Origin of the sequence: Mesorhizobium sp. M8A.F.Ca.ET.208.01.1.1 (genome assembly GCF_004791315.1) — a bacterium.
Taxonomy (GTDB): Bacteria; Pseudomonadota; Alphaproteobacteria; order Rhizobiales; family Rhizobiaceae; genus Mesorhizobium.
Genome location: NZ_SRUT01000003.1, coordinates 194921 through 220054 on the forward strand (window position 1 = coordinate 194921; position 25134 = coordinate 220054).

Genomic DNA, 25134 nt, shown 5'->3' on the forward strand with positions numbered 1-25134 from the left:
CATGCTGGTCTGGTCGCGCTCCGGCCGCTTGATCATCTGGGTGATCTTCGCGCTGATCTTCGGCGTGCTGTTCCTGGCGCCGCTGGCGGTCATCCTCTTGTCCAGCCTCGCCGACCAATGGAACGGCGTGCTTCCCAATGGCTTGACCACGGAGCACTATGCCGATGTCGCCAAGGGCGCGGCCTGGAACGCGGTCAAGGCGAGCCTCGTCACCGGCTTCGCGGCAAGCGCATTGGCGCTGGTCAGCGGTACCTGGGCGGCGTTGTCGCTTCGCCTGCAAGGGCCGGCCATGAAGCGGCTGCTCGGCCTCTTGTTCTTCATCCCGAGCGCCGTGCCTTCGGTGTCCGTCGGCCTCGGCCTGCTGGTTGCGTTCAGCCATCCGCCGCTGTTGCTCAACGGCACGATCGCCATCGTCATGATCGCGCATTTCGTGCTGATCTCGGCTTTCACCTTCGGCAACGTCTCGGCCGGACTTGCGCGGCTGTCGCCCGACTTCGAGCAAGTCGCGTCAAGCCTTGGCGCGAGGCCAGCCTACCGGCTATGGCATGTCACGCTGCCCTTACTCGCGCCTTACCTGGTTGCGGCCTTCGGGCTGAGCTTCGCGCTCTCCATGGGCGAGCTTGGCGCCACCGTGATGGTCTATCCGCCGGGCTGGGTGACGCTGCCGGTGTCGATCTTCAGCCTCACCGATCGCGGCGACATCTTTGCCGGTGCTGCACTGACCATGATCCTGGTGGCGGCGACGCTGATCCTGCTGCTTGGGCTGGAGCGCATCACCAAGCGTGCCACCGGTTCGTAGGCGCTGAAGCTCAGCTCTGCGCCGGCTGCCGTTCGACGATGTAGATATGGTCGGCCGCCAGCACCACCTCGCCGCGCTGGTTGATGACCTCGCATCGCTCGATCACGCGTCCCGACCCAGGCCGCTTCGGATCGTCTTCCTTGGCCGCGATGGTGGTGCGCGTACGGATCGTGTCGCCGATGAACACCGGCTTGATGAAGCGCAGCCGGTCATAGCCATAGGAAAAGGCGACAGGGTTGATCACGTTCGCCGTCAGCCCGATGCCGACCGAGAACACCAGCGTGCCATGCGCGATGCGCTGGCCGAACGGCGTCGTCTTCATGAATTCGGCGTCCATGTGGTGCGGGAAGAAATCGCCGGTGTGGCCGGCATGGACGATGAAGTCGGTCTCGGTGATGGTGCGGCCGCTGGTGAGGCGTGACGAGCCGATCTCGTAGTCCTCGAAATAGGTGATCTGTTCCATCAGGGCCTTTCCGCGATCGGCGTCGCAGGCGCCGCGCTCGAACGATAGGCCGCTTCCACCAGCGCCATTGTGTTCCAGGCGTCGTCGACCGAGCTGATCAACTCATCGTCTTCGCCTGATGCAAAGCGCTGGACATTGGCCATGCGGCCGACGAAGGCGTCGGGAAACCATTCGCCGGCCAAAGGCACTGATATCCAATCGCTCCCGCCTTTCGGATAGATCTCCAGAATATCCGGCTCGCCCTTGGGATAGTCGAGGTTGAGGCCGAGCTTCAGATAGGCCGCACCCTCGGTGCCGCTGATGCGGAACTCGCAGGCCTGGTGCCGGCGCCCGAACTTGTGGTCGTGGTTAATCGACAGCGCGCAGCGCACCGTGTCGCCATAGTCGAGAATGGCACTGGTGCGCGTCTGCGCCACCTTATGGTTGGGGTGGCCAAGCGTCTTGGCATGCACGCCCTTGGGATCGCCGAGCAATTGCCGGATCAGGTCGAGATAGTGGATCGAGTGCATGGCGATCTCGACGCGCGGCGCCTTGAGCAGGAATTCCCACAACTGCCACGGCGTCGCCAGCGCCAGCCAGGCGTCGAAGTCGACGACCTCGCCGAGCCAACCCTTGGCGATTGCGTCCTTCAGCGCCAGCATCATCGGCGCGAAGCGCAGCTGGAAATTCACCGCCGCCTTGAGCTTCTTGGCGCGGCAGATTTCGAGGATTTCGGTTGCTTCGCCGAGATAGTTGCCCATCGGCTTCTGGATCAGTGCGAACGCACCGTCGGGCAGAGCCTTCAGGATCTCGGCATGCCGCCCCGGTGGCGTTGCCAGATCGAAGATCGCGTCCTTCACTGCAGCGGCTTCTTCCGCCGAACGGAACGCCGTCACACCGCATGTGTCGGCCAGGACCCGCGCCTTGGCCTGGTCCGGATCATAGAGGCCGGCGATCTGAAATCCCGCCTTCCGGTAGGCGGGAAAATGCGCATCGCCGACGATGGAGCCGGCGCCGAAGGTGACGATCGGCCGGGACTTTGAGGGTTTGGGCCAGGACTGGACGAGCGAGGCAGGGTCGAAACCGCCCTCAGTCCCTTCAGTCATGGTGAAAAACCTCGTCCATCTCGGCCCACCACTCGCCCTCCTTGCGTGTCGCCAGCGGCTCCTGGCAAGGTATGCAGACCGCCCACCACTCCTGCGTCCTGGGATCAGCGGCCATCTTGGCCATGTCGGCGGCATAATCGGTGCCATGGTATTCGAAATTGGAAAACAGCAGGTTCTCCGGCCTTTTCAGGTAGATCGAGTAGTTCTTGATGTTGCAGGCCGAAATCATTGTCAGCACGTCAGGCCAGACGGCGGCGTGCAGGCGGACATATTCCTCGACCTTTTCCGGTTTTAGCCCCAGTACAAATCCCATCCGCCGCATATCAGCTCCCTTATGCCGTGATCGCCGTGGTGAATTCGGCGATGCTCATGCTCTTCACCGCGTCCCAGTCCCAGTCGATGCCGATACCCGGTTCGTCGGGCGCCAGGGCGTGCCCATCCTCGATGCGCATGTGCTTGCCGGTCAACTGGTCGAGTTGCGGAATGTACTCGACATACCTGCCGTTCTGAACAGCGCAGGTCAGGCTGACATGCAATTCCATAAGAAAATGCGGGCAGACCGGAATGTCGAAGGCCTCCGCCGCATGGGCGATCTTGAGCCAGGGCGTGATGCCGCCGATGCGGCCGACATCAACCTGCACGATCGAGCAGGCGCCCTTCTGCATGTATTCCCGGAAATGGCGGACGGAATAGAGCGACTCGCCGATCGCGATCGGCGTCGGCGTCGAGTTCGACAGCCTGATATGCCCGTCTATGTCGTCGGCCGGCAGCGGCTCCTCGATCCAGGCGAGGTCGAGTTCGCGCAACCTTGCCGCACGCCGGATCGCCTCGTCGACCGAAAATCCCTGATTGGCGTCGGTCATGATCTCATAGCCGTCGCCCACCGCCTTGCGCACCGCCGACAGGCGCGCAAGATCCTCGGACCCATGCGGCCTGCCGATCTTTACCTTCGAGCCGCGAAATCCCTTGGCCTTGGCAGCGAGCGCATCATCGACCAGCGCCTGCGTTTCGATGTGCAGCCAGCCGCCCTCGGTCGTGTAGAGCGGGCAGCGGTCCTTGGCGCCACCGGCCAGTTTCCACAGCGGCAGGTTCTGCTTCTTCGCCCTGAGATCCCAGAGCGCCGTGTCGATCGCCGCGATGGCGATGGCGGTGATGGCGCCGATCGTGGTCGCATGCGTGGCGAATTCGAGATCGTGCCAGATCGCCTCGATCATGTCGGGGTCGCGCCCGATCAGGCGCGGCGCCAGATGGTCGCACAAGAGCCGCATCACCGAGGAACCGCCAGTGCCGATCGTGTAGCTGTAGCCGGTGCCGACCGCGCCGTCGGAATCGGTGATCGTCACGATTGGCGTTTCCTGGCTGACGAAACTTTGGATAGCGTCGGTGCGCTTGACCTTGGGCACAAGGTCCACCATCCGCAACTCTATCTTTTCGATCTTGGCCATGTCGGTCAGCTCCGCAATGTCTTGCCGGTGTCGGCGGCAAACAGATGCGCCTGTGACAGGTCGAGGCTCATCGCCACTTGTTCGCCCGGCTTCAGCGGTCGCGGGTTCAGCATGCGCGAGACCCAGTCGCTGCCGTTGAACTCGACGAACACCAGCGTCTCGTTGCCGAGCGGTTCGGTGACGGTGATCGGCAGTTCGATCTGATGCACGTCGGCGGCACCACCGGAGCTGATGCCATGGCCGGTCGGATAGATGTCGTCGGGCCGCAGCCCGAACACGACCTTGTCGCCGGTGGCGACATTGGCTTTGAACTGGCCGGGCAAAGGCAGCTTCTCGCCGCTGGCGAAAACCAGATGGCCGTCACTGACCGTGGCCTCATGCAGGTTCATAGGCGGCGAGCCGATGAAGCCGGCGACGAAGCGTGTCGCCGGCCGCCGGAACACTTCGTCGGGCGTGCCGACCTGTTCGATGTGGCCGTCGCGCATGATGACGATGCGGTCGGCAAGCGTCATCGCCTCGACCTGGTCGTGGGTGACGTAGATCACCGTCGATTGCACCTTGGCGTGCAGCTTCTTGATCTCGGTGCGCATCTGCGTGCGCAGTTTGGCGTCGAGGTTGGAGAGCGGCTCGTCGAACAGGAAGACATCGGGATCGCGCACGATGGCGCGGCCCATCGCGACGCGCTGCCGTTGCCCGCCGGAGAGTTGCGACGGGCGGCGGTCTAGCAGTGTGTCGAGGCCGAGGATGGCCGAAGCCTCGGCAACGCGGCGGTCCATGTCTTCCTTGGCTGCCCCGGCGATCTTGAGCGAAAAGCCTAGATTCTCGCGCACCGTCATATGCGGGTAGAGCGCGTAGGACTGGAACACCATGGAGATGTTGCGCGAGCGCGGCGGCAAATCGTTGACGACGCGCCCGCCGATCTCGATCGAGCCGGCGCTGATCTCCTCCAGCCCGGCGATCATGCGCAGCGTCGTCGACTTGCCGCAGCCGGACGGGCCGACCAGCGCGATGAATTCGCGGTCGGCAATATCGAGATCGATGCCATGCACGATCCCGATATTGCCGTAGCGCTTGGTCAGTTTTTTGAGGGAAACCGTTGCCATGGGGTCAGCCTTTCACCGCGCCGGAGGTCAGGCCGCCGACAAGGTGTTTCTGGACAATGTAAGTGAGGGTGAGCGCCGGAATGATCATCACCACGGCGAGCGCGCACATGCCACGCCAGTCGATGGTGAACTCGGCCGTGTAGTCGAGCAGGCCGACCGGCAGCGTCTTGGCGCTGACCGAGCGGGTCAGTTGCGAGGCCAATGCGAACTCGTTCCAGCAGGTCAGGAAGGCAAAGATTGCCGCCGACGCAATGCCCGGGCCGGCAAGCGGAAACTCGACTTGCCAGAAGGCCTGCCAGCGCGTGCAGCCGTCGATTTGCGCCGCTTCCGCAAGGTCCTTCGGCACCTGGCGGAAGAAGCCGTCGATCAGCCAGATGGTGAAAGGCACGTTGAGCGCGACATAGGCGAGGATCAGGCCGAAATGCGTGTCGATGATGCCGAGCCGCACATAGAGGAAGAACAGCGGCAGCGACAGCGCGATGCCCGGCACCGTGCGCGTCAGCATCAGTCCGAGGAAAACGCCGGATTTGCCGCGGAAGCGGTAACGCGCGAAGGCATAGCCGCCGGCCATGCCGATGGCGACCGCGATCACCGTCGAGGTCACGGAGATGATCAGCGAGTTGCGGAAATATTCGATGACCGGGATGCCGCCCTTGCCGATGCCTGAGAACATCGCGACATAGGCGTCGAACGAGATATCCTGGGGGATCCACACCGGCGGCTTGGCCATGATCTCGACCGTCGGCCGCAGCGACGACAGCACGATCCAGAGGCCGGGCAGGCAGATGGTCAGCATCGCCAGGAACAGGCCGACGCGATAGACGATACCAAAGAGCCGGCGCTTCAGGCGGGCGGAAGAATTCTCGTCCATTTTCACCACTCCGCCCTTCACCACTCAGCGCCGATCTGCGTGCGCGCCGCGGCGAGCTTGTTGAAGAAATAGACGGTGAAGGCGATCGACAGCAGGATCGAGAAATAGGCCATGGCGTTGGCCATGCCCATGCGTCCATCGCTGTAGGCGGTGCGGGCCACCAGCGTCCAGAGCAGTTCAGTGCGGCCCGCTGGCCCGCCGTCGGTCATGATCTTGACGATGTCATAGGCGCGCGCGACGTCGAGCGAGCGGATGGTCATGGCGATGTAGGCGAATGGCATGACGAAAGGCCACGTCACATAGCGGAATGTCTGCCACGGGGTGCAGCCATCGACGCGCGCCGCCTCGATCGGCTCCTTGGGCATGGCGAGCAGCCCGGCGAGGATCAGGATGGCGAAGATCGCCGTCGAGGACCAGATCTCGGCAATCGAGATGGCGATGAAGGCGAGATGGCCTTCGATCAGCCAGGGGATGGCATCCCTGGTGATGCCAAGCGACTGCAGGGCGTTGTTCACCAGGCCGATATTGTCGTTGAACATGAACTTGAACTGGAAGCCGACGAGGATCGGCGAAAACATCATCGGAAACATCATCAGAGTGCGCAGGATGCGCTGCCCACGCGTCGCCTTCTCGACCAGCATCGCCAGGCCGAGGCCAAGCAGCATTTCGAGATTGAGCGCGATCGTCAGCAGCAGAACCGTGCGCCCGAACGCCCACCAGAAATCGGTGTTGCCTAGGATCGAAAGATAGTTGCGGAAACCGACGAAGACGAAAAACGTCTCGGGCTTGGTCAGCCGGAACGGCGTGAAGCTGGAATAGAGCGAGAGCAGCAACGGCACCACGACGACCGCCGCCAGCACGATGATAGCCGGAAGCAGCAGCAGGAATGGCGCGGATGGCTTGAAGCCCTTCATCGGGGTCCTTTGGTGTCTGGCATGCAATGTTGGGCCGAGGCCCGACCCGGTGAACAGTACCGGCAAGACGCGATCGCCTCCCCCATTCACGATGGGAGAGGCGGCCTTTGGAGCATTGGTTAGAGTTTGCCGGCGTCCTGCAGGATCTGCGTCGCCTTGGCGGCGGCTTCATCCAGTGCCTGCTTGGAGGTCTTGTCGCCGAGGATCGCGGCCTGCAGCTCGGGATAGACGGCGTTCGAAATCTCGATCCACTCGGGCGTCTGCGGCACGGCAAAGGCGTGCTTGGCTTCTTCCTGGAAAGCCGACAGAACCTCCTTCTTGTAAGGATCGTTGGCCGCCTGCTGCAGGTCCCAGTCCCAGACCGCGCTGCGGGTCGGCAGCGGGCCGGCGGCTGCCTCCAGCTTCTGGCTGTCCTCGTTGGTCAGCCACCAGACCAGCGATGCCGCGGCCTCCTTGTTCGGGCAGTTCTCGGTCACCGAGAATCCATGGAAGCCCGACCAGCCGGTGCGTACTCCGGCGGAGCCTTTCGGCGCGACCTTGACGCCGACATTGCCGGCGACCTTCGACGACTTCGGATCGTTGAAGAAGCCTGCCCAGCCCGGCCAGTCCAAATTGATGGCGACGGTGCCGGAGGCAAAGCCCTGGCCGAGATCGTCCCAGAGATAGTTGGTGGTGCCGGCCGGAACGGCCTTGGCCTTGTAGAGGTTGACGAACCAGTCGAGTGCCCGGATGCCAGCCTCGGAATTGAAGACGGGCTTGCCGTCCTTGTCGAGATATTCGCCGCCCTCGGCGACAACCATCTCGTAGAAGCGGCCGTTGATCGCCTCTTCCTTGCCGGCGAATTGCGTGCCGTAGAAATTGGGCGGATTGGCGAAGAAGTCGGCCTGGTCGGTGACTTCCTTCCAGGTGTCCGGCGGCACCAGGTCATAGCCGTATTTCGCCTTGAACTTGGTCTTGTTGTCGGCGTTCTCGTACAGGCTCTTCTGGTAGTAGAGGGCCGAAACGTCGAACTGCGCGCGCGGCAGCATCTCCAGCTTGCCGTCGATGGTTGCCGCCTTGATGGTCGAGGGTACGAAGGCGTCGATCTCCGACTTCGGCAGCAGTTTGCTGAGGTCGGTGTAGAGGCCTGTATATTGCGGCGCGAACGAGGAATGGTTCCAGCCGACGCACCAATTGGTGCTGCCCGAGGCGATGTCGGACTTCAATTCCTTGTCGATGTCGAAGCCGTTCTTCTTGGTCAGGATGTTGACCTTGGCGCCCGTCGCCTTCTCCCATTCGGGTATGCGCTCGTAGAGCTTTTCATATTGCTGGCCGCCGATCAGCTTCACGTCGACGGTCACGCCCTCGAACTTGCCGGGCAGGTCGCCGGCAAGGGCTGCGCCTGCGCCTGACGCAAGCACCAATGCGCCGGCGCACACGCCGGAAAGCAGTCTGTTCATCGATATCCTCCCTGGGTGCGCCTCGATGGCGCCCGCAACTCGTCACGTGACAAAAGATGCTACATTCATATACAAACAAAACATTCATACGTACGTCAAGGCGAAATTTGTTTCCGCCGGCGGCGTTCCTGCGTATATGAAGAGCTGAATTCACTGGAGGGATGGGCCATGGACGACAGCGAAGACGAGCGCTACCGCGCGCCGGCGCTCGACAAGGGGCTCGACATTCTTGAACTGCTGGCGGGCGTCGACGGCGGCCTGACCCAGGCCGAAATCGCCAAGAAGCTCGACCGCAGCCCCAATGAATTCTACCGCATGCTGGACCGGCTGGTGCGGCGCGGCTACGTCACGCGGCTCGATGGCGACCGCTATTCGCTGACACTGAAGCTGTTTGGCCTGGCCCAGTTGCACGCGCCGGTGAGGCGGTTGGTTTCCTATGCGACGCCGCTGATGCGCGAGCTTGCCGAGACCTCGCAGCAGGCCAACCAACTCGTTGTTTTTGATCGCGGTTCCGCCGTGGTGATCGGCCAGCAGGAAGCGCCGAATTACTGGGGCATCTCGATCCGCGTCGGTTCCCACATCAGCCTGTTCGACACCGGTTCGGGCCACGTCCTGCTCGCCTTCCGTTCGCCGGAAGAGCGCCAGATGATGATTTCCGAGCACGTCCGCAGCACTGACAAGACGGCGCAGCCGGCCGAGTTCTTCGCCCGTCTCGACCAGATCCGCGACCGCGGCTACGAGATGATGGCTTCCATGCAGACGGCAGGCGTCTTCAACCTCTCGGCCCCGGTGCGCGGTTCCGACGGCAAGGCCATCGCGGCGCTATCCATCCCCTACATCACGGTGGTCAATGCGCCGTCCGCGCCCGATATCACACGGACCATCGAGCTGTTGCTGGCAACCTGCGAAAAGCTGTCGCATCTGGCCGGGTCGGCTGTCGGCTCAGCGGCGTGAATTCTTATTTGAATGAAGAATTCCTCCGTGAGATGATCTGAAAAAAGCTATCGGAGGAGCCTCGCCATGATCATCGACACCCATCTGCATCTCATCGATCGCTCGGCCCTGCGCTATCCCTGGCTTGCCGGCGTGCCGGCGCTGAACCGCGATTTCTCCTATGAGGAATATGCGGTGGAGGCCCAGCGTGTCGGTGTCGGGCGCGTGCTGCATATGGAGGTCGATGTCGATCCGGCCGACATAGAGGCGGAAACCGCCCGTGTCGAAGGCCTGTCGCGGCAGTCCGGCAGCATGTTGGCCGGGGTGATCGCATCCTGCCGACCGGAAGAGGGTGACTTTCCTGCCTATCTCGAACGCCAGCGTGCGAACCCCTTCGTCAAGGGTTTCCGCCGCGTCCTTCACGTCGTGCCGGATGAGCTTTCGGAAGGGGCATTGTTCCGCGACAACATCAAGCGGCTTGGCGGCACCGGCCTGACCTTCGACCTCGTCGTGCTGCCGCACCAGATCCCCAGGGCGATCGCGCTCGCCGATCTGGCTCCCGATGTCCAGTTCGTGCTCGATCATTGCGGCGTCCCCGACATCAAGGGCAACGCCGAGCATCCCTGGCGCGAACATATGAGCGAGATCGCGCGGCGTCCGAACGTCATGGCCAAGGTTTCAGGCGTGGTCGCCTATGCCGATCCCGGCAGTTGGACCGTTGAGACGCTGCGGCCTTATGTCGAACACACGATCGGTGCGTTTGGCTGGGACCGTGTCGTCTGGGGCAGCGACTGGCCGGTTTGCACGCTTGGCGGCGGTCTGTCGACCTGGGTGGCGGCGACCCATGCGCTGCTTTCGGGCTGCAGTATCGCGGAGCGCGACGGGCTGCTGTCGGGCAATGCCCGCAGGCTATGGCGGTTGAAGTAACGATGCAGTTCAGGTCCCTCAGGTGGGCGCCTGGGTACTGGCCCGGAACAGGCTGATGAGATCGGCGACGACCTGGCCGGCCGGATGGCCGGAGGTCAGCCCGGAATTGATGCGGTCGGACGCCGCTTGCTGGAACGCCATGTAGCCGTCATGGCGCGGCCGCACCCAGGCGCCCTCCAGCGTTGCGCGCGTGTCCCGATAGAAGCTGCCGGTCGCTTCATTGACAGCCTGGTCCTCCCAGGCAGCCGCGTGGCCCGGCTGGCCGCCGGCGGCGGCATAGATGCCGCGCTGGACATCGCAGCTGGCGACCCAATAGGCGAAATCGATCGCCGCCTCTTTAGCCTCAGAGAAAGCTGAAACGGCTATGCCCGTGCCGCCGAGTGCCGAGCCGATCGGACCATCGGAACCAATGACCGGGATGTCGGCAAAGGCCAGCCTGTTCGCGCGAAAACCCGACGCCGCATAAGAGACATAGCCGTAGATCAGCGGTGCGCAGACAATGCGGGAGCCGGCCTCCGCCATGCGCTCCGAAACGGCGATCGGGTCCATGTCGAAACAGGACGGGTCGAGCAGCGCCGCGATCTCGCGCATCCTCTCGAAGACTTCGCTGCCTGTCTCGATAGCGATGAGATCGTGGGACGGGTCGGTCCCGCAAGGACGTCCGAGGTTGCCGGCCAGCGTGTAGAAGGTCATCAGGCAATGCGGTGGCCGCAGCGGCAGCAGCACACGGCCCTGGCGGGCGAGATCGAGCACCTCGCCCCACGTCGCTGCCGGCGCATCGAGCGCATCCGGCCGCCAGGCCTGCACCTGCGCCGCCGCGTCGATCGGAAACGCCCATTGCCGGCCTTGCCAGCTGTAGCTCGGATAGGACTGGCCGACGCTGCCGGAGGCGAGCGCCGCGCGCTCGGCCTCGCGGCCGGCGACATCGAGCGGTTCAAGGCAGCGCTCCGCCGTGATCTGGCCGACATGCGGATGGTCGATGACGATCAAATCATAGGCCCGCGCCAATTCCTCGACCGGGAAAGATTCGAAATCCTGCAGCGAGCGCTTGTCCCATTCGACGGCAACGCCGGTTTTCTGCTCCCACCGAGATGAACACGCGACCATCGGATCGTAGCCGCGCGGGTGGCTCCAGGTCATGCCCTTGAGTTTATGCACGCTCACAGATCGAACTCCGCGCGGATTTTCGCACTGTGTTCGCCGATGCGCGGCGCCGCGCGGTCGACCTTGGCTCTGATCCCATCGACCCTGAGCGGCGAACTGGTGGTGAGGATGGAAACATCATCCTCGCGCGTCACCGTCTGCAGCATGTCGAGCGACTGGAAGCCTTCGCTTGCCAGCATCTCGGGCCAGGTCAGCACCTTGGCGCACCAGATGTCGGCTGGTTCGAGGATATCAAGCCATTCGTCGATGGTCTTGGTGGCAATTCTCCGCGCGATGATTGCCTTGATGTCGTCGCGCGCGGTGAACCACGATGCTGGTCTGTCGCGATAGGGGGCCAGTTCTCCGAGCGACAAAAGGTCGGCCAGCTTGGGGATCGGCGTCATGGCGATGGCGAGGTAGCCATCCTTGGCCGGATAGACGCCGTAAGGCGCCGACAGATAGGCATGCGCGCTGCGGAAACTTGAGCGTCTGGGCAGGCGGCGGCCGTCATTGAGATGCGTGGTCAGCACCTCGAACTGGAAGTCGACCAGCGCTTCCAACAAGCTGGTTTCGATATGGCTTCCCTGGCCGGTGATGCCGCGCCGAACCAACGCGGCCAATATGCCTTGCGCGCAGGCCGCGCCCGCCAGCATGTCGCCGATGGCGAGGCCGAACGGCACCGGCCCCTGGTCCTCGTCGCCGTTCAGCCACATCACGCCGGAGCGCGACTGCGCCAGCAGGTCCTGGCCGGGCCGCTTGACCCAGGGACCTTCCTCGCCATAGCCGCTGATCGAGGCATAGACCAGGCGCGGATTGATCTGGCGGACGGCCTCGTAGTCGAGGCCGAGCCGTTCGATGACACCCGGCCGGAAATTCTGAATCAGCACATCGGCCTTGGCCAGCAGCCCGCGCAATGCCTTGAGGTCCGCCTCGTTCTTCAAATCGATGGCCAGGCTTTCCTTGGCCCGGTTGATGGCATGGAAGATGGTGGAATCGCCGCCGATCTCGGTGTCGCTGAGATAGAGCCGGCGCGACAGGTCGCCCCCGTCAGGACGTTCGATTTTGATGACGCGGGCGCCGAGATCGAGCAGCCTGAGCGAGCAGTACGGCCCGGACAGGAACTGGCTCATGTCGACGACGACGAGGCCGGCAAGCGGCAATTCGGCTGCTGCCGGCATCTTCATTTCTCCGTCTTGCCGACGAAATCAGCAGGGTTGCGGTATTTCACCGTCTGCAAATGCTCGCAATACAAAACGAGTTCGCCTTCACCCTTGAAGACCTCGTAGCTGGCGCGGATCAGCCCCATCTCCTTGTAGCGGGGCTTTTTGTCGAGGTTGGAGCGGATCGAATAAATCGTGTCACCAATGAAGACGGGCTTTATGAAGCGCAGCTTGTCGTAGCCATAGGAGAAGGCGTTGACACAGTTGGTGGCGACCAGCCCGAGGCCCGCCGAGAAGACGAACGCGCCGGCAATCAGCCGTCTGCCGAAAATGCCCTCGCTCTCGGCAAACATCTGGTCCTGCACATAGGGGTGGATGTCGAGGACCAGTGTGTTGAAGAGGTGGCTGTCGCCCTCGGCCATGGTGCGGCGCAACGAGCGGATTTTCTGGCCGACCGGCCAGTCCTCGTAGAACCAGTTCTCGGCGTTCCACACCGGCAGGGCGGCATGATCGGCAGGCATGTTCGCAGGGTGCGTCGAGGCAACGCCGACGGTTGGCGCGAAATCGTTCATGGCGCAATCCACCGATCTCGCGAGAACGCCCGGTCTATCATTCGAGCACGCATCAAGGCGCCTGACTGCACGACGTCTCCTCCCATCAATCTTCTTTTGTAAATACTATTTTCACATATGGGGTTGCGTTGCAAGCGAGGACAGGCGAAATTTTGAACGGGTTTGGCGCGCGGCAGCGCGGGCAGGCAGGAGGAAATCATGCGCGGTGTCTGGAATGCCTGTCTGGTGTTTGTCGGCAGTCTGAACCGCGAGGCGCCGTATTTTCAGGGCGCCCGCGGTGTTGGTCTTGGTGTTTACAGTTTTGATGAAAGGACGCTGGCTGTTCAAAAGCTGGCTGAGACCAACGACATCGACAACCCGACATTCCTGTCCGTCACCCCCGATGGTTCGCGCCTCTATGCCAACTCGGAAGTGTCTACCTGGCGGGAGGGAACTGTCTCCGCCTACAGCTTCGATCGGGCCTCGAACAGGCTGAGCTATCTGAACAAGCAGCCCGCCCTTGGCAGCATCACCGCCCACAACAGCATTACCCGTGACGGGACGAAACTCCTGGTTGCCAACTATGGCGCCGGGCAGGGTGGCCCGGATCGGGCGGTGGCGATCTATGCTTTTGACAAGGACGGTGCACTGTCCGCGCCGCTGGCCAGCGTGTCGCACAAGGGCACCGGAACGAATGCGGCGCGGCAGGAGCGGTCGCATGCTCACAGCGTCAACGAAACCATTGCCGGTGGAACGGCAATCGTCGCCGACCTCGGCATCGACCGGCTGGTCTCCTACCGGATCGGTCAGGACGGGAGTCTGGTGAAGCTCGCCGAATCCGCACTGCCAGCGGGTGCCGGTCCGCGTCACATCGCCCTGCACCCGAACGGCCGCTTCGTCTTTGTCATGAACGAGTTGGATTCGACGATTGTCTCGATGGCACTCGACAATGCGACCGGCAGGTTGTCGATCATCGACATCAAGCCGGCGGTGCCGGACGAGGCGCGTGAGACCAACCACTGCGCCGATATCCAGATCTCGCCGGATGGCCGTTTTGTCTATGGCGGCAACCGCGGCCACGACAGCATCGTCATCTTGGCGGTCGATCAGGAGACCGGCGGCTTGCGCCTTGTCGGCTATGTTCCTTGCGGGGGTGCCACGCCGCGCAACCTTGCGCTGACACCGTCGGGCGGTCATCTGTTCTCGGCCAACCAGAACGCCGACCGCATCTCGATCTTTGCCCGCGATGCCAGCACCGGCATGCTGACCGACACCGGACGCGCCATCGAGATCGGCACGCCGATGTGCGTCAAGATCGTGGCTTGATCGCCAGCAGGCTCGCCGGACTCAAGCCTCTTGTATTGCCGAGAGCTTCCAGGTCGAGCCATTCTGGCGCGTGAACGTCCACAACTCTGTCGCCTCTGTCGGATGATCCTCGTCACCGTCGACGACCTTGCCGCTCGCCCGTTCGCGCGTCACGTCGCGAGACTCGTAGCGCAATGCGGCCGTGGCGTAGTCGCGGTCATCCTCGCGCCAGCTTTCCGCGATGTCGGCCTGCAGCAGGGTGACATCGGACACTTCGTTTCTAAGACCTTTCTGGGCATTGTCGGCCAGTTCTTCCGACAGATAGGACACCATCTCGGGCGTCACCGACCGGCGCAATGCGGCATGGTCTTCGCGGCCGAATGCTTCCTGGACCTCGGTCAACAACTGCTGGAAGGCGTCGAGGTCCGTCTGGGCCAGCGTGATCTCCTCGGATCCGGTGGCCTCATGGCCTCCGCCCGAACCGCCGCCAAAGCCGGGAATCGTGAAGGAACCCCCGGTTCCGGTCTCCTTCTGTGCCGTTGCGCGGTTCTCGAACCGCGAAGCCTGGGCATTGCCCATGCCGGCGAGCGCGGGCGCGGGACCACGCGCAGATTGCGACCGGAAGAACCGGATGGCCAGCATGATGGCGCCGCCGATGAGCAGGGCCTGGAGCAGGAATCCGAACATGCCGGCGAGGCCGCCGAAGCCCTGGCCCACGAGCAGTCCGATCAGGCCGCCGAGCAGCAGGCCGCGCATCATCGTTCCGCCGAAGCCGCTCATGAAGCCAGGCCTCTGCGGGCCGGCCTGCGGCTGCCGGGCAGCATTGTTGAACCCGGTGTTGGGTGTCATCGAACGCTCGACCGGCGCGGTCGGCGCCGGCGCGGTCCTGGTCGGCGGTGCCGACTGGAAGGTGCGCGTGCCGCGACTGCCGAAGCTGCCGCCGCGCCGCGCCTCGGCATGATCGATCGCGACCATGGAGAAGGCGAGGAACAGTCCAGCGAAGAGGGCGGCAAATCGGCTTGTGCGGGAAGTCATCGGGGTGACCTTTATCGATGTGGTTTCAGAAATTTCGGCAAAACGTCGGCCGGGTGGCGGGCGTCATGCGATCAGTCGAACAACTCTTCGAAGAACGACTTCTTCCGCTTCGGATAGCGTTGGCCATGCGAGCGGGAATAGTCGTCATCGCGGTCCCGGCCATGGTGCGGCTGGGAGAATGCTGCCGGCTGTGGTTGCGGCGCGGGCGGCGCATCCCTCCCGGAGCGCTCGATGATCTTGTCGAGTTCGCCACGATCGAGCCAGACGCCGCGGCACTGCGGACAATAGTCGATCTCGATCCCCTGGCGTTCGCTCATTACGAGCGCGACGCGGCAGGAGGGGCAAACCATACCAAGCAGAGATGATGTCATCAGGGGCTCCGAACCAATGAAGGAATGAGCCCGCTCGACCGAAAAGAATGGAAAGGGGCCCGTTATAGCGGTCCGACATCACGGTCGCCGAAAAGCGACAGTCAGAGGGGCCCGGCCCGCATTCGGGATTTAGGAATGCGGGGCGGCGCCTTCAAGGGGTAATATTGCCGGTGAGAATGATTGCTGCTCAAACCGTCATGACGATCTTGCCGAACTGCTCGTTCGATTCGAGATAGCAATGCGCCTCGACGATCTGGTCGAAGGGAAACGTTCTGTCGATGATCGGCCTCAGCGTGCCGTCCTCAAGCCCCTGGAGGATGAACGCCTTGGCACCCTCCAACTTCTCCGGATTTCCGGTGATCTCGTGGACGAGATAACCGTGCAACGTCAGTGTCTTGCCTAGCACCGCAGGCAACGGGAACGGCGTCGGCTCGCGGCTGAGGCCACCGTATTCGATCAAAATGCCGCCCGACGACATGGACGCGGTCAACGGCTCGAAGATCGGCCCGGCGATCGGATCGAACACGACGCGTACGCCTTGCGGCCCGGCGATCTGGCCCAGTCTTTCCGCCAGTTCCTCTTCCTCGAGCACCACCACATACGCTGCGCCGGCGTCGAGAAGTGCTTGCCTCTTCGCTGACGTCCGCGTCACCGCGATCGCTGTCGCACCAACCCTGTTGGCAATCTGGATCGCGGCGAGCCCGACGCTGCTGGAGGCGGCGGTGATGACGACGAAGTCTTGTCGACACAGCCCAGCGATATCGATCAACGCACCATAGGCGGTGAGGTACGGCATCCAGATCGCCGCCGCCGTCCCCCAGTCGAGGGACGGCGGGTGTTTGACGATAAGCCCGGCGGGAAAGGTGACAAGCTCGCCATAAGCCGGCCAGCGAACCATCGATTGCGGCGGGATGACACTGACGGCATCGCCGGGGCTCAGCCCGGTCACGCCTTCGCCAATTGTCTCGATGACGCCTGCCGCTTCCAGCCCAAGCCCGGAGGGCAGCACGGGTGTCTCGATATAGCTGCCCGCGCGCAGCAGCGCCTCGGCGCGGTTGAGGCCGAGTGCCTTGACGCGGATTTGAACCTCATCCTGGCCCGGCCGGGGAAGATCGACCTCCTCGATGCGCAGGACCTCGGGACCACCATGCTGGTGGAAGCGGACGATACGGGTCATTTTGCTCACTCCAAATTATCTGAACCGAATGAGCTATGAGGCGAAGCCCGTTGGCGATAAATGGCTGTTTGGATTGTGCAGTAGAAACCAGGAGTTTCGAAAATGGATAGGCTTGAAAGCATGGCCGTGTTCGTCAGGGCCGTTGATCTCGGCTCGTTCGCGGCGGCGGCCACCGTGCTCGATCTATCCGGACCGATGGTCGGCAAGCATGTCCGGTTTCTTGAGGACAGGCTTGGCGTGCGTCTCATCAACCGGACCACGCGCCGCCAGAGCCTGACCGATTTCGGCCGCGCCTATTATGAGCGGTGCCGGCTGGTGCTGGCCGAGGCCGAAGCCGCCGACGCGCTTGCTGCTGATCAGCTCTCGGAACCGCGGGGAAAATTGCGCGTCACCATGCCGGCGCATTTCGGCCGCCACTGCGTGACCCCTCTATTGCTGCAATTGGCGCGGCGGTATCCGATGCTGGAGCTCGACCTGTCGCTGAGCGACCGCTTCGCCGATCTCGCCGAGGATGGCTACGACCTCGCCATTCGGACCGGTGAACTGGACGACACGGCCGGCGTGATTGCGCGCCGCGTTGCACGCCAGGACATGGTCGTCTGTGCCGCGCCTTCCTATCTGGAAATTCATGGCGAACCACGGCGGATCGAGGACCTCGCCGGTCATCAGGCGATTGTCTACCGCCGGCTCGGTATGATCGCTCAGCCCTGGCTGTTTCCGCGCGAGGGACAAGCCGCGCTCGAACTCATGCCAAACGGCCGGCTGCGGCTCGACGATCTCGATGCCATCGCCGATGCCGCCGTCGGCGGCATGGGCCTCGCGTGGCTGCCTCATTGGCTGGTTCGCGAACGAATCCAGGCCGGCGCGCTGGTGGCACTATTGCCGGACCAGCCGCGCTATCCCTACGACTGTCATGCGCTCTGGCTGCAGACGCCGCATCTGCCGCTCAAGGTCCGGCTGGCCGTCGACGCATTGGCGGCCGGCTTGCCGAAAATGATGGCGTGATCGCCAGCAGACGACTAGCCCTCTTTGAGGCGTCGCGTTCCGGTGCCATATGAAGATGGCTGGCGGAATGCGCGCATCGCAGGAGAGACGGTTGATGACCAAGGGTTCGGATCTGTTCGTGGCTGCCCTCGAGAATGAAGGGGTCGATCGGATTTTCGGCATTCCGGGCGAAGAGAATCTCGACATCGTCGAGTCCATCCGCGGCTCGTCGATCCAGCTCATCCTGACCCGCCACGAGCAGGCGGCCGCTTTCATGGCCGCCACCTATGGCAGGCTCACCGGCAAGCCGGGTGTGTGCATCACCACGCTTGGCCCCGGCGCGCTCAACCTGACGACCGGTGCGGCCTATGCGCTGCTCGGCGCCATGCCGATGATCATGCTCACCGGCCAGAAGGGCATCCTGTCGTCGCGGCAGGCGCGCTTCCAGATCGTCGACATCGTCGCGGCGATGAAGCCGCTGACCAAGCTGTCGCGCCAGATCGTCTCGCCCAGGATGATCCCTTCGCTGGTGCGCGAAGCTTTCCGCGTCGCGCAGGAGGAGCGCCCCGGCCCCGTGCATCTGGAGCTGCCGGAAGACATCGCGGCGGCGCAGTGCGAGCCGGTCGCGCTGGTGCCGACACACCCGGTCGACCTCCCCATAGCCAGCGCGGACGCGCTCGATCGCGCCGCCCGCATGATCATCGAGGCCAAGCGTCCGCTGCTGATGTTCGGCGCGGCGGCGTCGCGCCCGCGCGTCACCCCTGACATCGCCCAATTCGTGCTGCGCACGCAGATTCCCTACTTCACCACGCAGATGGGCAAGGGCACCGTGCCCGGCGGCACCGAACTCTACATGGGAACGGCGGCACTCTCGGAACGCGACTATGTGCACGAAGCCATCGAGCAGGCCGATCTGATCATCACCATCGGCCACGACACGGTCGAGAAACCGCCCTTCATCATGGGCGCCAACGGACCGAAGGTCATCCATGTCGGCTACCACTCAGCCGACGTCGAGCAGGTCTATTTTCCGCAGGCCGAGATCGTCGGCGACCTCGGTCCGTCGCTGGCGCTGCTGGCGGACCGCGTCGAAGGCAAGATCCACAACGCGCAAGCTCTGCTGCCGCTGCGCGAAGGCATTCTGAGCCGCATCGCCGCGCGCGCCACCGAAGACCGCTTCACGCCACAGCGCATCGTGCACGACGTGCGCGCCGTGATGCCGGCCGAGGGGATCCTCGCGCTCGACAACGGCATGTACAAGATCTGGTTCGCGCGCAACTACCGCACGCGCATGGCAAACACGCTGCTGCTCGACAATGCGCTCGCCACCATGGGTGCTGGCCTGCCGTCGGCGCTGATGGCGGCTTTGCTCTATCCCCAGCGCCGTGTCATGGCCATTTGCGGCGACGGCGGCTTCATGATGAACAGCCAGGAATTGGAGACCGCCGTCAGGCTCAAGCTCAACCTCGTCGTCCTGCTGCTCGAAGACCATGCTTATGGCATGATCCGCTGGAAGCAGGCGGTCGACGAGTTCCCGGATTTCGGCATGACCTTCGGCAATCCCGACTTCGTCAAATACGCCGAGGCCTATGGCGCCAAGGGGACCAGGGTTGGCGCGATAGCCGACCTGCAACCGACGCTGGAACAGGCCTTCACCGGTGGTGGGGTCCACCTCGTCGTCGTGCCGATCGACTATTCCGAAAACACCAGGGTGCTTGTCGACGAATTGCGCGAGCGCCTGCCGGCGCCAAAGGCGAGCTGACGGCAGCGGCACCACCGCCGTCAGACCGGTTGTGGCCTACACCTTGCAGTAAGGCGTTACCGGGGCGATGGTGCCGAAATCCTTGGCGATCTCGTAGCCGATGCCGTCCGCCGCCGCCTTGCCGACATAGGAATGGCAAAGCGTGTGGTTGTTCGAGGCATCGACGCGGATCTTGCCTTGCGGTGCGTCGAACTCGATCGTCGGCAGCGCCTTCAGCACATCGTCGTCCTTCAGCGAGCTCGCTTTCTCGGCGGCCAGAGCATAGAGATGCAGGCCGTTGTAGCCGGCTTCGCCGATGCCGTTGACCATCTTCTCCTGGCCGAACTTTTCGCGGAAGCTCGCGATGAACTTCTTGTTGACCGGATTGTCGAGCGCCATCCAGTAGGGCTGCGGCGCGTAGGTGCCGGCGGCGACACCGGGCGGCAGCGCGTCCTTGTTGAAGACCTCGTCGAGCGGCGCGATCAGCGGCTGCTTGATGTCGAAGCTGCGGTACTGCTTGAGCTGGGTGACGGCGTCGTTGCCGACCACCATCGACCAGACGACATCGGGCTTCAGAGACTTGATCTTCTGGAACGCCGGGCCGAAATCGGTGGTACCGAACGGATAGTAGTCGGCGCCGATGATCTTGCCGCCGGCCTTTTCGTAAGCCAAGGTGATCGCCTCGGTCATCTTCTGCGGCCAGGCATAGTCGGAGGCCATGATGTAGATCGTCTTGCCGAGGTTGTCGGCCACCCATGGCATCATCGGGTCGACCTGCTGCATCGGGATCGGGCCGGTGGCGACGAAGTAGCGGTTGCATTCGCCACCTTCGAAATTGGTCGGGTAGAAGAACAGCTTCTTGGCTTTCGCGGTCACCGACAGCGTGGCGCTGCGCTCGGGCGAGATGATCGTGCCCATGATCACGTCGACCTTGTCTTCGTTGAGAAGCTTGCGCGCCTTGTCGATCGACCCCTTCGTCGTGGTCTGGTTGTCTTCGATGAAGAGCTCGACCTGGCGGCCGCCGATGCCGTTGGCGGCGTTGAGCTCTGCGGCGGCGAGCTTGTAGCAATTGAGCAGCGTCTCGCCGAGGATCGCCTGCAGCCCGGTGATCGGGATCGACAGTCCGACCTTGACCGTATCGGCGGCACGCAGGATCGACGGCGCGCCGACGATGGCGAAGGCGGCCGCGGCGCCGCCGGATTTCAGGATAGTTCTTCTGCTTATCATTGTTGTGTTCCCTTCCAATCCCAGGCGCGCCCCATGCACGCCTTACAAAGCCAGGAGATCCTTCAGCAGGGTCTCGTCGGCGAATGCTTCCGGCGTGCCCTCGTGCACGATCCTGCCCTTCTCCATCACCAGGCAGCGGTCCGCCGCCTTGAGAACGAGATCGAGATTCTGCTCGACCAGAACGATCGCGATGCCGCGCTCGCGCGCGATGCGCGGCACAAGCTCGGCGATCGACTGCACGATGTTGGGCTGAATGCCTTCCGAGGGCTCGTCGAGCAGCAGCACCGACGGCAGGCCGCACAGCGCCCGCCCGATCGCCAGCATCTGCTGCTGACCGCCCGAGAGCGTGCCGGCGATTTGCGCCTCGCGTTCGCGCAGGATCGGAAAGTAGCCGAAAATGTCGGCCGGAATGCCGCCGTCGCCGCGGTCCCTGGCGGCGCGGGTGCCGACCTCCAGGTTCTGCCGCACGGTGAGCTGGTTGAAGATGCCACGCCCCTGCGGCACATGCGCGATGCCCGCCCGCGCCCGGCGGAAGGCCGGCGCGTTGGTCAGATCCTGGTCGCCGAGAACCACCGCGCCGCCGCTCGCCTTCAAGGCGCCGGCGATGACGCGCAGCAGCGTCGTCTTGCCGGCGCCGTTGCGGCCAAGCAGGCCGACGACTTCGCCCGGTGCCACGCTCATATCGATGCCGTTCAGCACCGGAAGCAGGCCGTAGCCGGCGGAGACGGCAAGTGTCCGCAGCATCGTCAGCGCCTCCCCAGATAGACGTCGCGGACCATCTCGTCGGCCTCGATGTCGTGGAAAGGACCGCTGCGCAGCCGGCGGCCCTGATGCAGCACCAGCGTCTCGCAGTTCAGCGCCCGCACGAAGCGGATGTCGTGCTCGACGGCGACGATAGAAAACTCACCCTTCAGGCGCAGCAGCATTTCGGCTGTGGCAAGCGTCTCCAGCGGCGTCATGCCGGCGGTCGGCTCGTCGAGCAGCAGCAGCCGTGGCTCGATCGCCAGCGCCATGCCGATTTCCAGCCATTGTTTCTGGCCATGCGCCAGTTCGCCGGCCAATGTAGCCGCCCGATTGGTCAGCGCGACCAGCTCCATCAATTCACCGATTGGCCGGGCCGGCGATGGGGCGCCCCACCGTGCGACCTTGAGATTGTCCTCAACCGAGAGGCTGGGGAAGACCGACGGGATCTGGAATTTTCGGGCGATGCCGAGCCGGGCGATGCGGTGCAGCGGCAGGCCGCCAATGTCGTGGCCGAGGAAACGGACGTTGCCGCTGGTCGGGCGAAGCGTGCCGGTCAAAACGTTGAGGAAGGTGCTCTTGCCGGCGCCGTTCGGCCCGATGATGCAACAGAGTTCCTTGTCGCGCACCGTCAGGTTCAACCCTTCCAGCGCTTGCAACCCGCCAAAGCGGATGCCGACATTTTCGGCCTGGAGCAGGACGTCGCTCATCGCGCGTGCCTCCGGCCTTTGAACAGGCTCTTCAGCCGCGCGTAGATCGACAGGATGCCGTCCGGCAGCACAAAGACGATGATGACGAAGACGCAGCCGAGCAGCAGCGGCCACAGGCTCGGATTGAGGCTGCTGATGGTCTGCTGCGCGCGCTGGATGGCGATGGCGCCCAGGACCGGGCCAAGCAGCGTGCCGCGCCCGCCGACCGCCACCCAGACGATGACTTCCGTCGACAGCAGCAGCCCGGAGAGATCTGGCGCCACAAGCCCCGCCATGCAGACATAGAGCGCGCCGGCAAGGCCGGCGATCGCCGCGGACAGGACGAAAGTGACAAGCAGCCGCAAGGGCGCATTGTGACCAAGTGCTGCCGCCCGGACTTCATTGTCCTGGATTGCGGTCAGCACCGTGCCCCAGCGGCCTCGGCTGATCGACCAGAGCGCCAGCACGGCCACAGCGACGATGGCCGCGACGAAGATATAGCTCGGCAGGTCCTGGCTGAGGTCGACATGCAGGCCGCCGATATCGAACGCGATCGGCGGGATGCCGATCAGGCCGCTGTCGCCGCCGGTGACCGAACTCCAGGAGACCGCGGCCTGCTGGCAGATGACGCCCATGGCGAGGGTGACGATGGTGAAGTAGCTGCCGCGTATGCCGCCGAAGAACAGGAAGTAGCCGATGATGGCCGCGACGAAGGCCGCACCCGTGACCGCGCCTATGATGCCGAGCACGCTGCCGAAAGGAATGGCGTCGTTGAGCGTGACCAGCGCCATGATGTAGCCGCCAATGCCGAAGAAGGCGGCGTGGCCGAAGCACAATATGCCGGTACGGCCCCAGAAGAAGTCGAGGCTCGCCGCGAACAGCCCGAAGATCAGCGCATCGCGGATCACCGTCAACTGATAGCCGTCGGCGATGAAGGGATAGAGAACCGCGAGCGCCACGCAGACGGCGAAGACCAGCAGCCAGTTGCGGTCGCGGGCGATCATCGCGACGCTCCGTTGAACAGGCCGTTTGGCCGCAGCCGCACGGCAACGATGGCCGCGAGCAGCACGATCGCCTGCGCCAGCGATGGCGAGATCTGGTAGTTGAGGATGCTGGTCAGCCCGCCGACGAAGACGCTGCCGGCGACGAGGCCGCCGATCGAGCCGACACCGCCGACGATGACGACGAAGAAGGCGTTGGCGAGATAGTTCACCCCCATCTGCGGCAGCACGATCGCCAGCGGCGCGACCAACCCGCCGGCCAGGCCCGCGATTGCCGCGCCGAAGGTGAAGGCGATGGCGTAGGTGCGGCGCGTGTTGATGCCAACGCCCTCGGCCATTTCCCGGTTCTGGATGACGGTGCGGATGTCGAGCCCGAAGGATGTGCGGCTGATCAGCAGGACCACGCCGAGCAAAGTCAGCATGGCGATGCCGATCAGGATCAGCCGGTAGGCCGGATAGACAGTGAAGAACAGGTCCAACGTACCCTCGATCGGCGGCGTCACCGGCTTGGCGCCAAGCCCGAATGTCAGCTCCAGCCCTTGCTGCAGGATCAGGCTGACACCCCAGGTGGCAAGCACGGTCGAGACCGGCCGCGAATAGAGATGGCGGATGATGGCGAACTCCAGGATGCAGCCGACCACCGCGCCGGCTATCGGGGCAGCAAGCAGCCCCAGCCAGAAGGAGCCGCCGATGCTCTGGACGAAATAGACCGCGAAGGCACCGACAGTGACGAACTCGCCATGCGCCAGATTGGTCACGTTCATCAGGCCGAAGCTAATCGCTAGCCCGAGCCCGACCAGCATCAGGATGCTGATCAGCGTCAGCGCGTTGAGCAGCGTGGTGACGACAAAGTCCATCGCGTCAGGCTGCGCTGGCGAGGCGTTGGCGCAGGCCCGCGAGCAGGCCCTCGGCGGCGTCGATCACCTGAGCCTGGTGTGGTTGCAACTCCTGGCCGGCCCATTCGTCGATATGGTCCGACAGGGGATCGACCACTTCGGTGCGATGGTTGGCCAAGGTTTCGATGACGGCATGGCCGCAGAACGGCACGTAGCCTTCGGAGTAGCCGCCTTCATGCGTCATCATCAGGCGCCCGTTCGAGACCTCGGCCGCCAGGGCCACCATGCGCGCGGCAAGGCGCCGGAAACATTCGCTGTTGAGCATCATGCGGCCGAGCGGGTCGAAGCCCGACGCATCGAAGCCGGAGGCGACGATGACAAGGTCCGGTTTATAGGCGCGCAGCGCAGGGGCGACGACGCGGTCGAAGCTCGCTTCATAGGCGCCGGTGCCGCTGCCGGCCGGCAGCGGGATGTTGATATTGTAACCTTCGCCTTCGCCCTTGCCGTTGTCGGCCAGCGCGCCGCGCCCGGTCGGATAGAGATTGTCCTGGTGCAGAGAAATCGTCAGCACAGACGGGTCGGAATAAAACACTGTCTCGGTGCCGTTACCATGATGCACGTCCCAGTCGACCACCGCGGCGCGGCCGAGCAGGCCTTCATGCTGCAGCCGGCGCACCGACACGCCGATGTTGGAGAACAGGCAGTTGCCCATGGCCTGATCGGGTTCGGCATGGTGCCCTGGGGGACGCGCCAGCGCATAGGAATTGTCGACGCGGCCGGTCAGCACCGCGCGCATCGCCGCATAGGTGGTACCGGCGGACAGCAGGGCAATATCGAAGCTGTTGAGGCCGATCGGCGCTTGCGGCCCGGCGAAACCGGAACCGCGCTCGCTGAGCATGCGGATATCGTCGATATGGCGCTGCGTGTGCACGCGCAGCAGGTCGTCGACCGTCACTGGCTCGGCGATGATCGGCACCAGATGGCGCGACAGGCCACTCACCTGGATAAGGTTGTTCAGCCGGCGCTTCGAGCCAGGCGATTCCAGATGCCGGCCAGGCTCCACGAAACGGCCGGGCGGCATCATGTCGGCGCTGGAGCCGGTATCATGCCACATCAGCTGTTCGTGAAAGACGTAGCCTGTCGCCATCCGCGGCATCCTCCGAAAACCAGATGACGCTAGCAGGCTAACAATCG

At 63.8% G+C, this 25134-nt stretch carries 26 protein-coding genes; 6 read left to right on the plus strand and 20 right to left on the minus strand.

Features of this window, described 5'->3' with window-relative positions; genetic code table 11:
- The first annotated feature begins 1 nt into the window (after position 1).
- Positions 2-799, plus strand: a complete 798-nt coding sequence (locus tag EN851_RS17670; RefSeq protein ID WP_135921371.1) for an ABC transporter permease subunit — start codon at positions 2-4, stop codon at positions 797-799.
- A gap of 10 nt (positions 800-809) precedes the next feature.
- Here the strand turns inward: EN851_RS17670 and EN851_RS17675 are convergent, their stop codons facing one another.
- The 8 genes from EN851_RS17675 to EN851_RS17710 form a co-directional block, all read right to left on the minus strand.
- Positions 810-1265, minus strand: coding sequence for a MaoC/PaaZ C-terminal domain-containing protein (locus tag EN851_RS17675; protein WP_167531368.1), 456 nt, complete (start codon positions 1263-1265; stop codon positions 810-812).
- A complete protein-coding gene (locus EN851_RS17680; protein WP_135865039.1) occupies positions 1262-2347 on the minus strand; it encodes a Gfo/Idh/MocA family oxidoreductase in 1086 nt (361 codons plus the stop codon). Before EN851_RS17680 ends, EN851_RS17675 begins: the two co-directional genes overlap by 4 nt.
- Positions 2340-2669: an L-rhamnose mutarotase gene (locus EN851_RS17685; RefSeq protein ID WP_027055947.1), complete on the minus strand. Its 330-nt coding sequence runs from the start codon at positions 2667-2669 to the stop codon at positions 2340-2342. Before EN851_RS17685 ends, EN851_RS17680 begins: the two co-directional genes overlap by 8 nt.
- Positions 2670-2679: 10 nt before the next feature.
- Positions 2680-3792, minus strand: a complete 1113-nt coding sequence (locus tag EN851_RS17690; RefSeq protein WP_135881711.1) for a mandelate racemase/muconate lactonizing enzyme family protein — start codon at positions 3790-3792, stop codon at positions 2680-2682.
- A gap of 5 nt (positions 3793-3797) precedes the next feature.
- The gene (gene ugpC / locus EN851_RS17695) at positions 3798-4895 is read right to left on the minus strand and encodes a sn-glycerol-3-phosphate ABC transporter ATP-binding protein UgpC (protein ID WP_135929689.1); all 1098 of its coding nucleotides are present in this window, start codon (positions 4893-4895) and stop codon (positions 3798-3800) included.
- Positions 4896-4899: 4 nt separating this feature from the next.
- Positions 4900-5766, minus strand: a complete 867-nt coding sequence (locus EN851_RS17700; protein ID WP_127279176.1) for a carbohydrate ABC transporter permease — start codon at positions 5764-5766, stop codon at positions 4900-4902.
- 17 nt (positions 5767-5783) lie between these two features.
- Positions 5784-6680 (minus strand): sugar ABC transporter permease, encoded by an 897-nt coding sequence (locus tag EN851_RS17705; protein WP_127870525.1) that lies wholly within the window; start codon positions 6678-6680, stop codon positions 5784-5786.
- A 119-nt stretch (positions 6681-6799) separates the two neighbouring features.
- Positions 6800-8119 carry a sugar ABC transporter substrate-binding protein gene (locus tag EN851_RS17710; RefSeq protein ID WP_135929690.1) on the minus strand — a complete coding sequence of 440 codons (1320 nt, stop codon included), beginning with the start codon at positions 8117-8119 and terminating at the stop codon, positions 6800-6802.
- A 168-nt stretch (positions 8120-8287) separates the two neighbouring features.
- Between EN851_RS17710 and EN851_RS17715 the strand changes: the two genes are divergently transcribed.
- Positions 8288-9073 (plus strand): IclR family transcriptional regulator, encoded by a 786-nt coding sequence (locus tag EN851_RS17715; protein WP_127870527.1) that lies wholly within the window; start codon positions 8288-8290, stop codon positions 9071-9073.
- Between the two features lie 66 nt (positions 9074-9139).
- Positions 9140-9979: an amidohydrolase gene (locus EN851_RS17720; RefSeq protein ID WP_135929691.1), complete on the plus strand. Its 840-nt coding sequence runs from the start codon at positions 9140-9142 to the stop codon at positions 9977-9979.
- 18 nt (positions 9980-9997) lie between these two features.
- Here EN851_RS17720 and EN851_RS17725 read toward each other — a convergent pair whose 3' ends face one another.
- From EN851_RS17725 to EN851_RS17735, 3 genes are read right to left on the minus strand one after another with little or no spacing between them, the layout of a single operon-like run.
- Positions 9998-11143 (minus strand): extracellular solute-binding protein, encoded by a 1146-nt coding sequence (locus EN851_RS17725; protein ID WP_135929692.1) that lies wholly within the window; start codon positions 11141-11143, stop codon positions 9998-10000.
- Positions 11140-12300: a CaiB/BaiF CoA-transferase family protein gene (locus EN851_RS17730; protein ID WP_127278598.1), complete on the minus strand. Its 1161-nt coding sequence runs from the start codon at positions 12298-12300 to the stop codon at positions 11140-11142. The genes EN851_RS17725 and EN851_RS17730 overlap by 4 nt, the downstream gene beginning before the upstream one ends.
- A 2-nt stretch (positions 12301-12302) precedes the next feature.
- Positions 12303-12854, minus strand: a complete 552-nt coding sequence (locus tag EN851_RS17735) for a MaoC family dehydratase (RefSeq protein WP_135929693.1) — start codon at positions 12852-12854, stop codon at positions 12303-12305.
- Positions 12855-13052: 198 nt separating this feature from the next.
- On the opposite strand from EN851_RS17735, the gene EN851_RS17740 reads away from it, so the two are divergent.
- Positions 13053-14159, plus strand: coding sequence for a lactonase family protein (locus tag EN851_RS17740; protein WP_135929694.1), 1107 nt, complete (start codon positions 13053-13055; stop codon positions 14157-14159).
- A gap of 21 nt (positions 14160-14180) precedes the next feature.
- Here EN851_RS17740 and EN851_RS17745 read toward each other — a convergent pair whose 3' ends face one another.
- From EN851_RS17745 to EN851_RS17755, 3 genes are all read right to left on the minus strand, one after another.
- Complete coding sequence (locus tag EN851_RS17745; RefSeq protein WP_135929695.1) at positions 14181-15173, minus strand: Tim44 domain-containing protein; 993 nt, start codon at positions 15171-15173, stop codon at positions 14181-14183.
- Positions 15174-15244: 71 nt separating this feature from the next.
- On the minus strand, positions 15245-15544 hold the full coding sequence (locus EN851_RS17750) for a zf-TFIIB domain-containing protein (protein WP_167531354.1): 300 nt from the start codon (positions 15542-15544) through the stop codon (positions 15245-15247).
- 187 nt (positions 15545-15731) lie between these two features.
- Entirely contained in the window at positions 15732-16721 is a 990-nt protein-coding gene (locus EN851_RS17755) for a zinc-dependent alcohol dehydrogenase family protein (RefSeq protein WP_135916108.1), read from the minus strand.
- 102 nt (positions 16722-16823) lie between these two features.
- On the opposite strand from EN851_RS17755, the gene EN851_RS17760 reads away from it, so the two are divergent.
- Positions 16824-17726 carry a LysR family transcriptional regulator gene (locus tag EN851_RS17760; protein WP_135865055.1) on the plus strand — a complete coding sequence of 301 codons (903 nt, stop codon included), beginning with the start codon at positions 16824-16826 and terminating at the stop codon, positions 17724-17726.
- A gap of 94 nt (positions 17727-17820) precedes the next feature.
- A complete protein-coding gene (locus EN851_RS17765; protein ID WP_135929696.1) occupies positions 17821-19467 on the plus strand; it encodes an acetolactate synthase large subunit in 1647 nt (548 codons plus the stop codon).
- A 36-nt stretch (positions 19468-19503) separates the two neighbouring features.
- Here EN851_RS17765 and EN851_RS17770 read toward each other — a convergent pair whose 3' ends face one another.
- Genes EN851_RS17770 through EN851_RS17795 form a run of 6 tightly spaced genes read right to left on the minus strand, consistent with a single transcriptional unit; the run spans position 19504 to position 25087 of the window.
- Positions 19504-20673: a substrate-binding protein gene (locus EN851_RS17770; protein ID WP_135921359.1), complete on the minus strand. Its 1170-nt coding sequence runs from the start codon at positions 20671-20673 to the stop codon at positions 19504-19506.
- A gap of 42 nt (positions 20674-20715) precedes the next feature.
- Positions 20716-21417 carry an ABC transporter ATP-binding protein gene (locus tag EN851_RS17775; protein WP_135921358.1) on the minus strand — a complete coding sequence of 234 codons (702 nt, stop codon included), beginning with the start codon at positions 21415-21417 and terminating at the stop codon, positions 20716-20718.
- 2 nt (positions 21418-21419) lie between these two features.
- Entirely contained in the window at positions 21420-22124 is a 705-nt protein-coding gene (locus tag EN851_RS17780) for an ATP-binding cassette domain-containing protein (protein WP_135921357.1), read from the minus strand.
- Positions 22121-23107: a branched-chain amino acid ABC transporter permease gene (locus tag EN851_RS17785; protein WP_135929697.1), complete on the minus strand. Its 987-nt coding sequence runs from the start codon at positions 23105-23107 to the stop codon at positions 22121-22123. Before EN851_RS17785 ends, EN851_RS17780 begins: the two co-directional genes overlap by 4 nt.
- Positions 23104-23961, minus strand: a complete 858-nt coding sequence (gene urtB / locus EN851_RS17790; protein ID WP_135921355.1) for an urea ABC transporter permease subunit UrtB — start codon at positions 23959-23961, stop codon at positions 23104-23106. The genes EN851_RS17785 and urtB overlap by 4 nt, the downstream gene beginning before the upstream one ends.
- A gap of 4 nt (positions 23962-23965) precedes the next feature.
- Positions 23966-25087: a class II histone deacetylase gene (locus EN851_RS17795; protein ID WP_135929698.1), complete on the minus strand. Its 1122-nt coding sequence runs from the start codon at positions 25085-25087 to the stop codon at positions 23966-23968.
- Positions 25088-25134: the final 47 nt, after the last annotated feature.

Coding starts and splice junctions, on each gene's coding strand:
- EN851_RS17780 (WP_135921357.1), bottom strand. CDS start 22,124: ATGAGCGACGTCCTGCTCCAGGCCGAAAATGTCGGCATCCGCTTTGGC.
- EN851_RS17740 (WP_135929694.1), top strand. CDS start 13,053: ATGCGCGGTGTCTGGAATGCCTGTCTGGTGTTTGTCGGCAGTCTGAAC.
- EN851_RS17685 (WP_027055947.1), bottom strand. CDS start 2,669: ATGCGGCGGATGGGATTTGTACTGGGGCTAAAACCGGAAAAGGTCGAG.
- EN851_RS17785 (WP_135929697.1), bottom strand. CDS start 23,107: ATGATCGCCCGCGACCGCAACTGGCTGCTGGTCTTCGCCGTCTGCGTG.
- EN851_RS17720 (WP_135929691.1), top strand. CDS start 9,140: ATGATCATCGACACCCATCTGCATCTCATCGATCGCTCGGCCCTGCGC.
- EN851_RS17700 (WP_127279176.1), bottom strand. CDS start 5,766: ATGGACGAGAATTCTTCCGCCCGCCTGAAGCGCCGGCTCTTTGGTATC.
- EN851_RS17705 (WP_127870525.1), bottom strand. CDS start 6,680: ATGAAGGGCTTCAAGCCATCCGCGCCATTCCTGCTGCTGCTTCCGGCT.
- EN851_RS17690 (WP_135881711.1), bottom strand. CDS start 3,792: ATGGCCAAGATCGAAAAGATAGAGTTGCGGATGGTGGACCTTGTGCCC.
- EN851_RS17795 (WP_135929698.1), bottom strand. CDS start 25,087: ATGGCGACAGGCTACGTCTTTCACGAACAGCTGATGTGGCATGATACC.
- EN851_RS17710 (WP_135929690.1), bottom strand. CDS start 8,119: ATGAACAGACTGCTTTCCGGCGTGTGCGCCGGCGCATTGGTGCTTGCG.
- EN851_RS17730 (WP_127278598.1), bottom strand. CDS start 12,300: ATGCCGGCAGCAGCCGAATTGCCGCTTGCCGGCCTCGTCGTCGTCGAC.
- EN851_RS17670 (WP_135921371.1), top strand. CDS start 2: ATGCTGGTCTGGTCGCGCTCCGGCCGCTTGATCATCTGGGTGATCTTC.
- urtB (WP_135921355.1), bottom strand. CDS start 23,961: ATGGACTTTGTCGTCACCACGCTGCTCAACGCGCTGACGCTGATCAGC.
- EN851_RS17750 (WP_167531354.1), bottom strand. CDS start 15,544: ATGACATCATCTCTGCTTGGTATGGTTTGCCCCTCCTGCCGCGTCGCG.
- EN851_RS17735 (WP_135929693.1), bottom strand. CDS start 12,854: ATGAACGATTTCGCGCCAACCGTCGGCGTTGCCTCGACGCACCCTGCG.
- EN851_RS17755 (WP_135916108.1), bottom strand. CDS start 16,721: ATGACCCGTATCGTCCGCTTCCACCAGCATGGTGGTCCCGAGGTCCTG.
- EN851_RS17775 (WP_135921358.1), bottom strand. CDS start 21,417: ATGCTGCGGACACTTGCCGTCTCCGCCGGCTACGGCCTGCTTCCGGTG.
- EN851_RS17765 (WP_135929696.1), top strand. CDS start 17,821: ATGACCAAGGGTTCGGATCTGTTCGTGGCTGCCCTCGAGAATGAAGGG.
- EN851_RS17760 (WP_135865055.1), top strand. CDS start 16,824: ATGGATAGGCTTGAAAGCATGGCCGTGTTCGTCAGGGCCGTTGATCTC.
- EN851_RS17745 (WP_135929695.1), bottom strand. CDS start 15,173: ATGACTTCCCGCACAAGCCGATTTGCCGCCCTCTTCGCTGGACTGTTC.
- EN851_RS17715 (WP_127870527.1), top strand. CDS start 8,288: ATGGACGACAGCGAAGACGAGCGCTACCGCGCGCCGGCGCTCGACAAG.
- ugpC (WP_135929689.1), bottom strand. CDS start 4,895: ATGGCAACGGTTTCCCTCAAAAAACTGACCAAGCGCTACGGCAATATC.
- EN851_RS17770 (WP_135921359.1), bottom strand. CDS start 20,673: ATGATAAGCAGAAGAACTATCCTGAAATCCGGCGGCGCCGCGGCCGCC.
- EN851_RS17680 (WP_135865039.1), bottom strand. CDS start 2,347: ATGACTGAAGGGACTGAGGGCGGTTTCGACCCTGCCTCGCTCGTCCAG.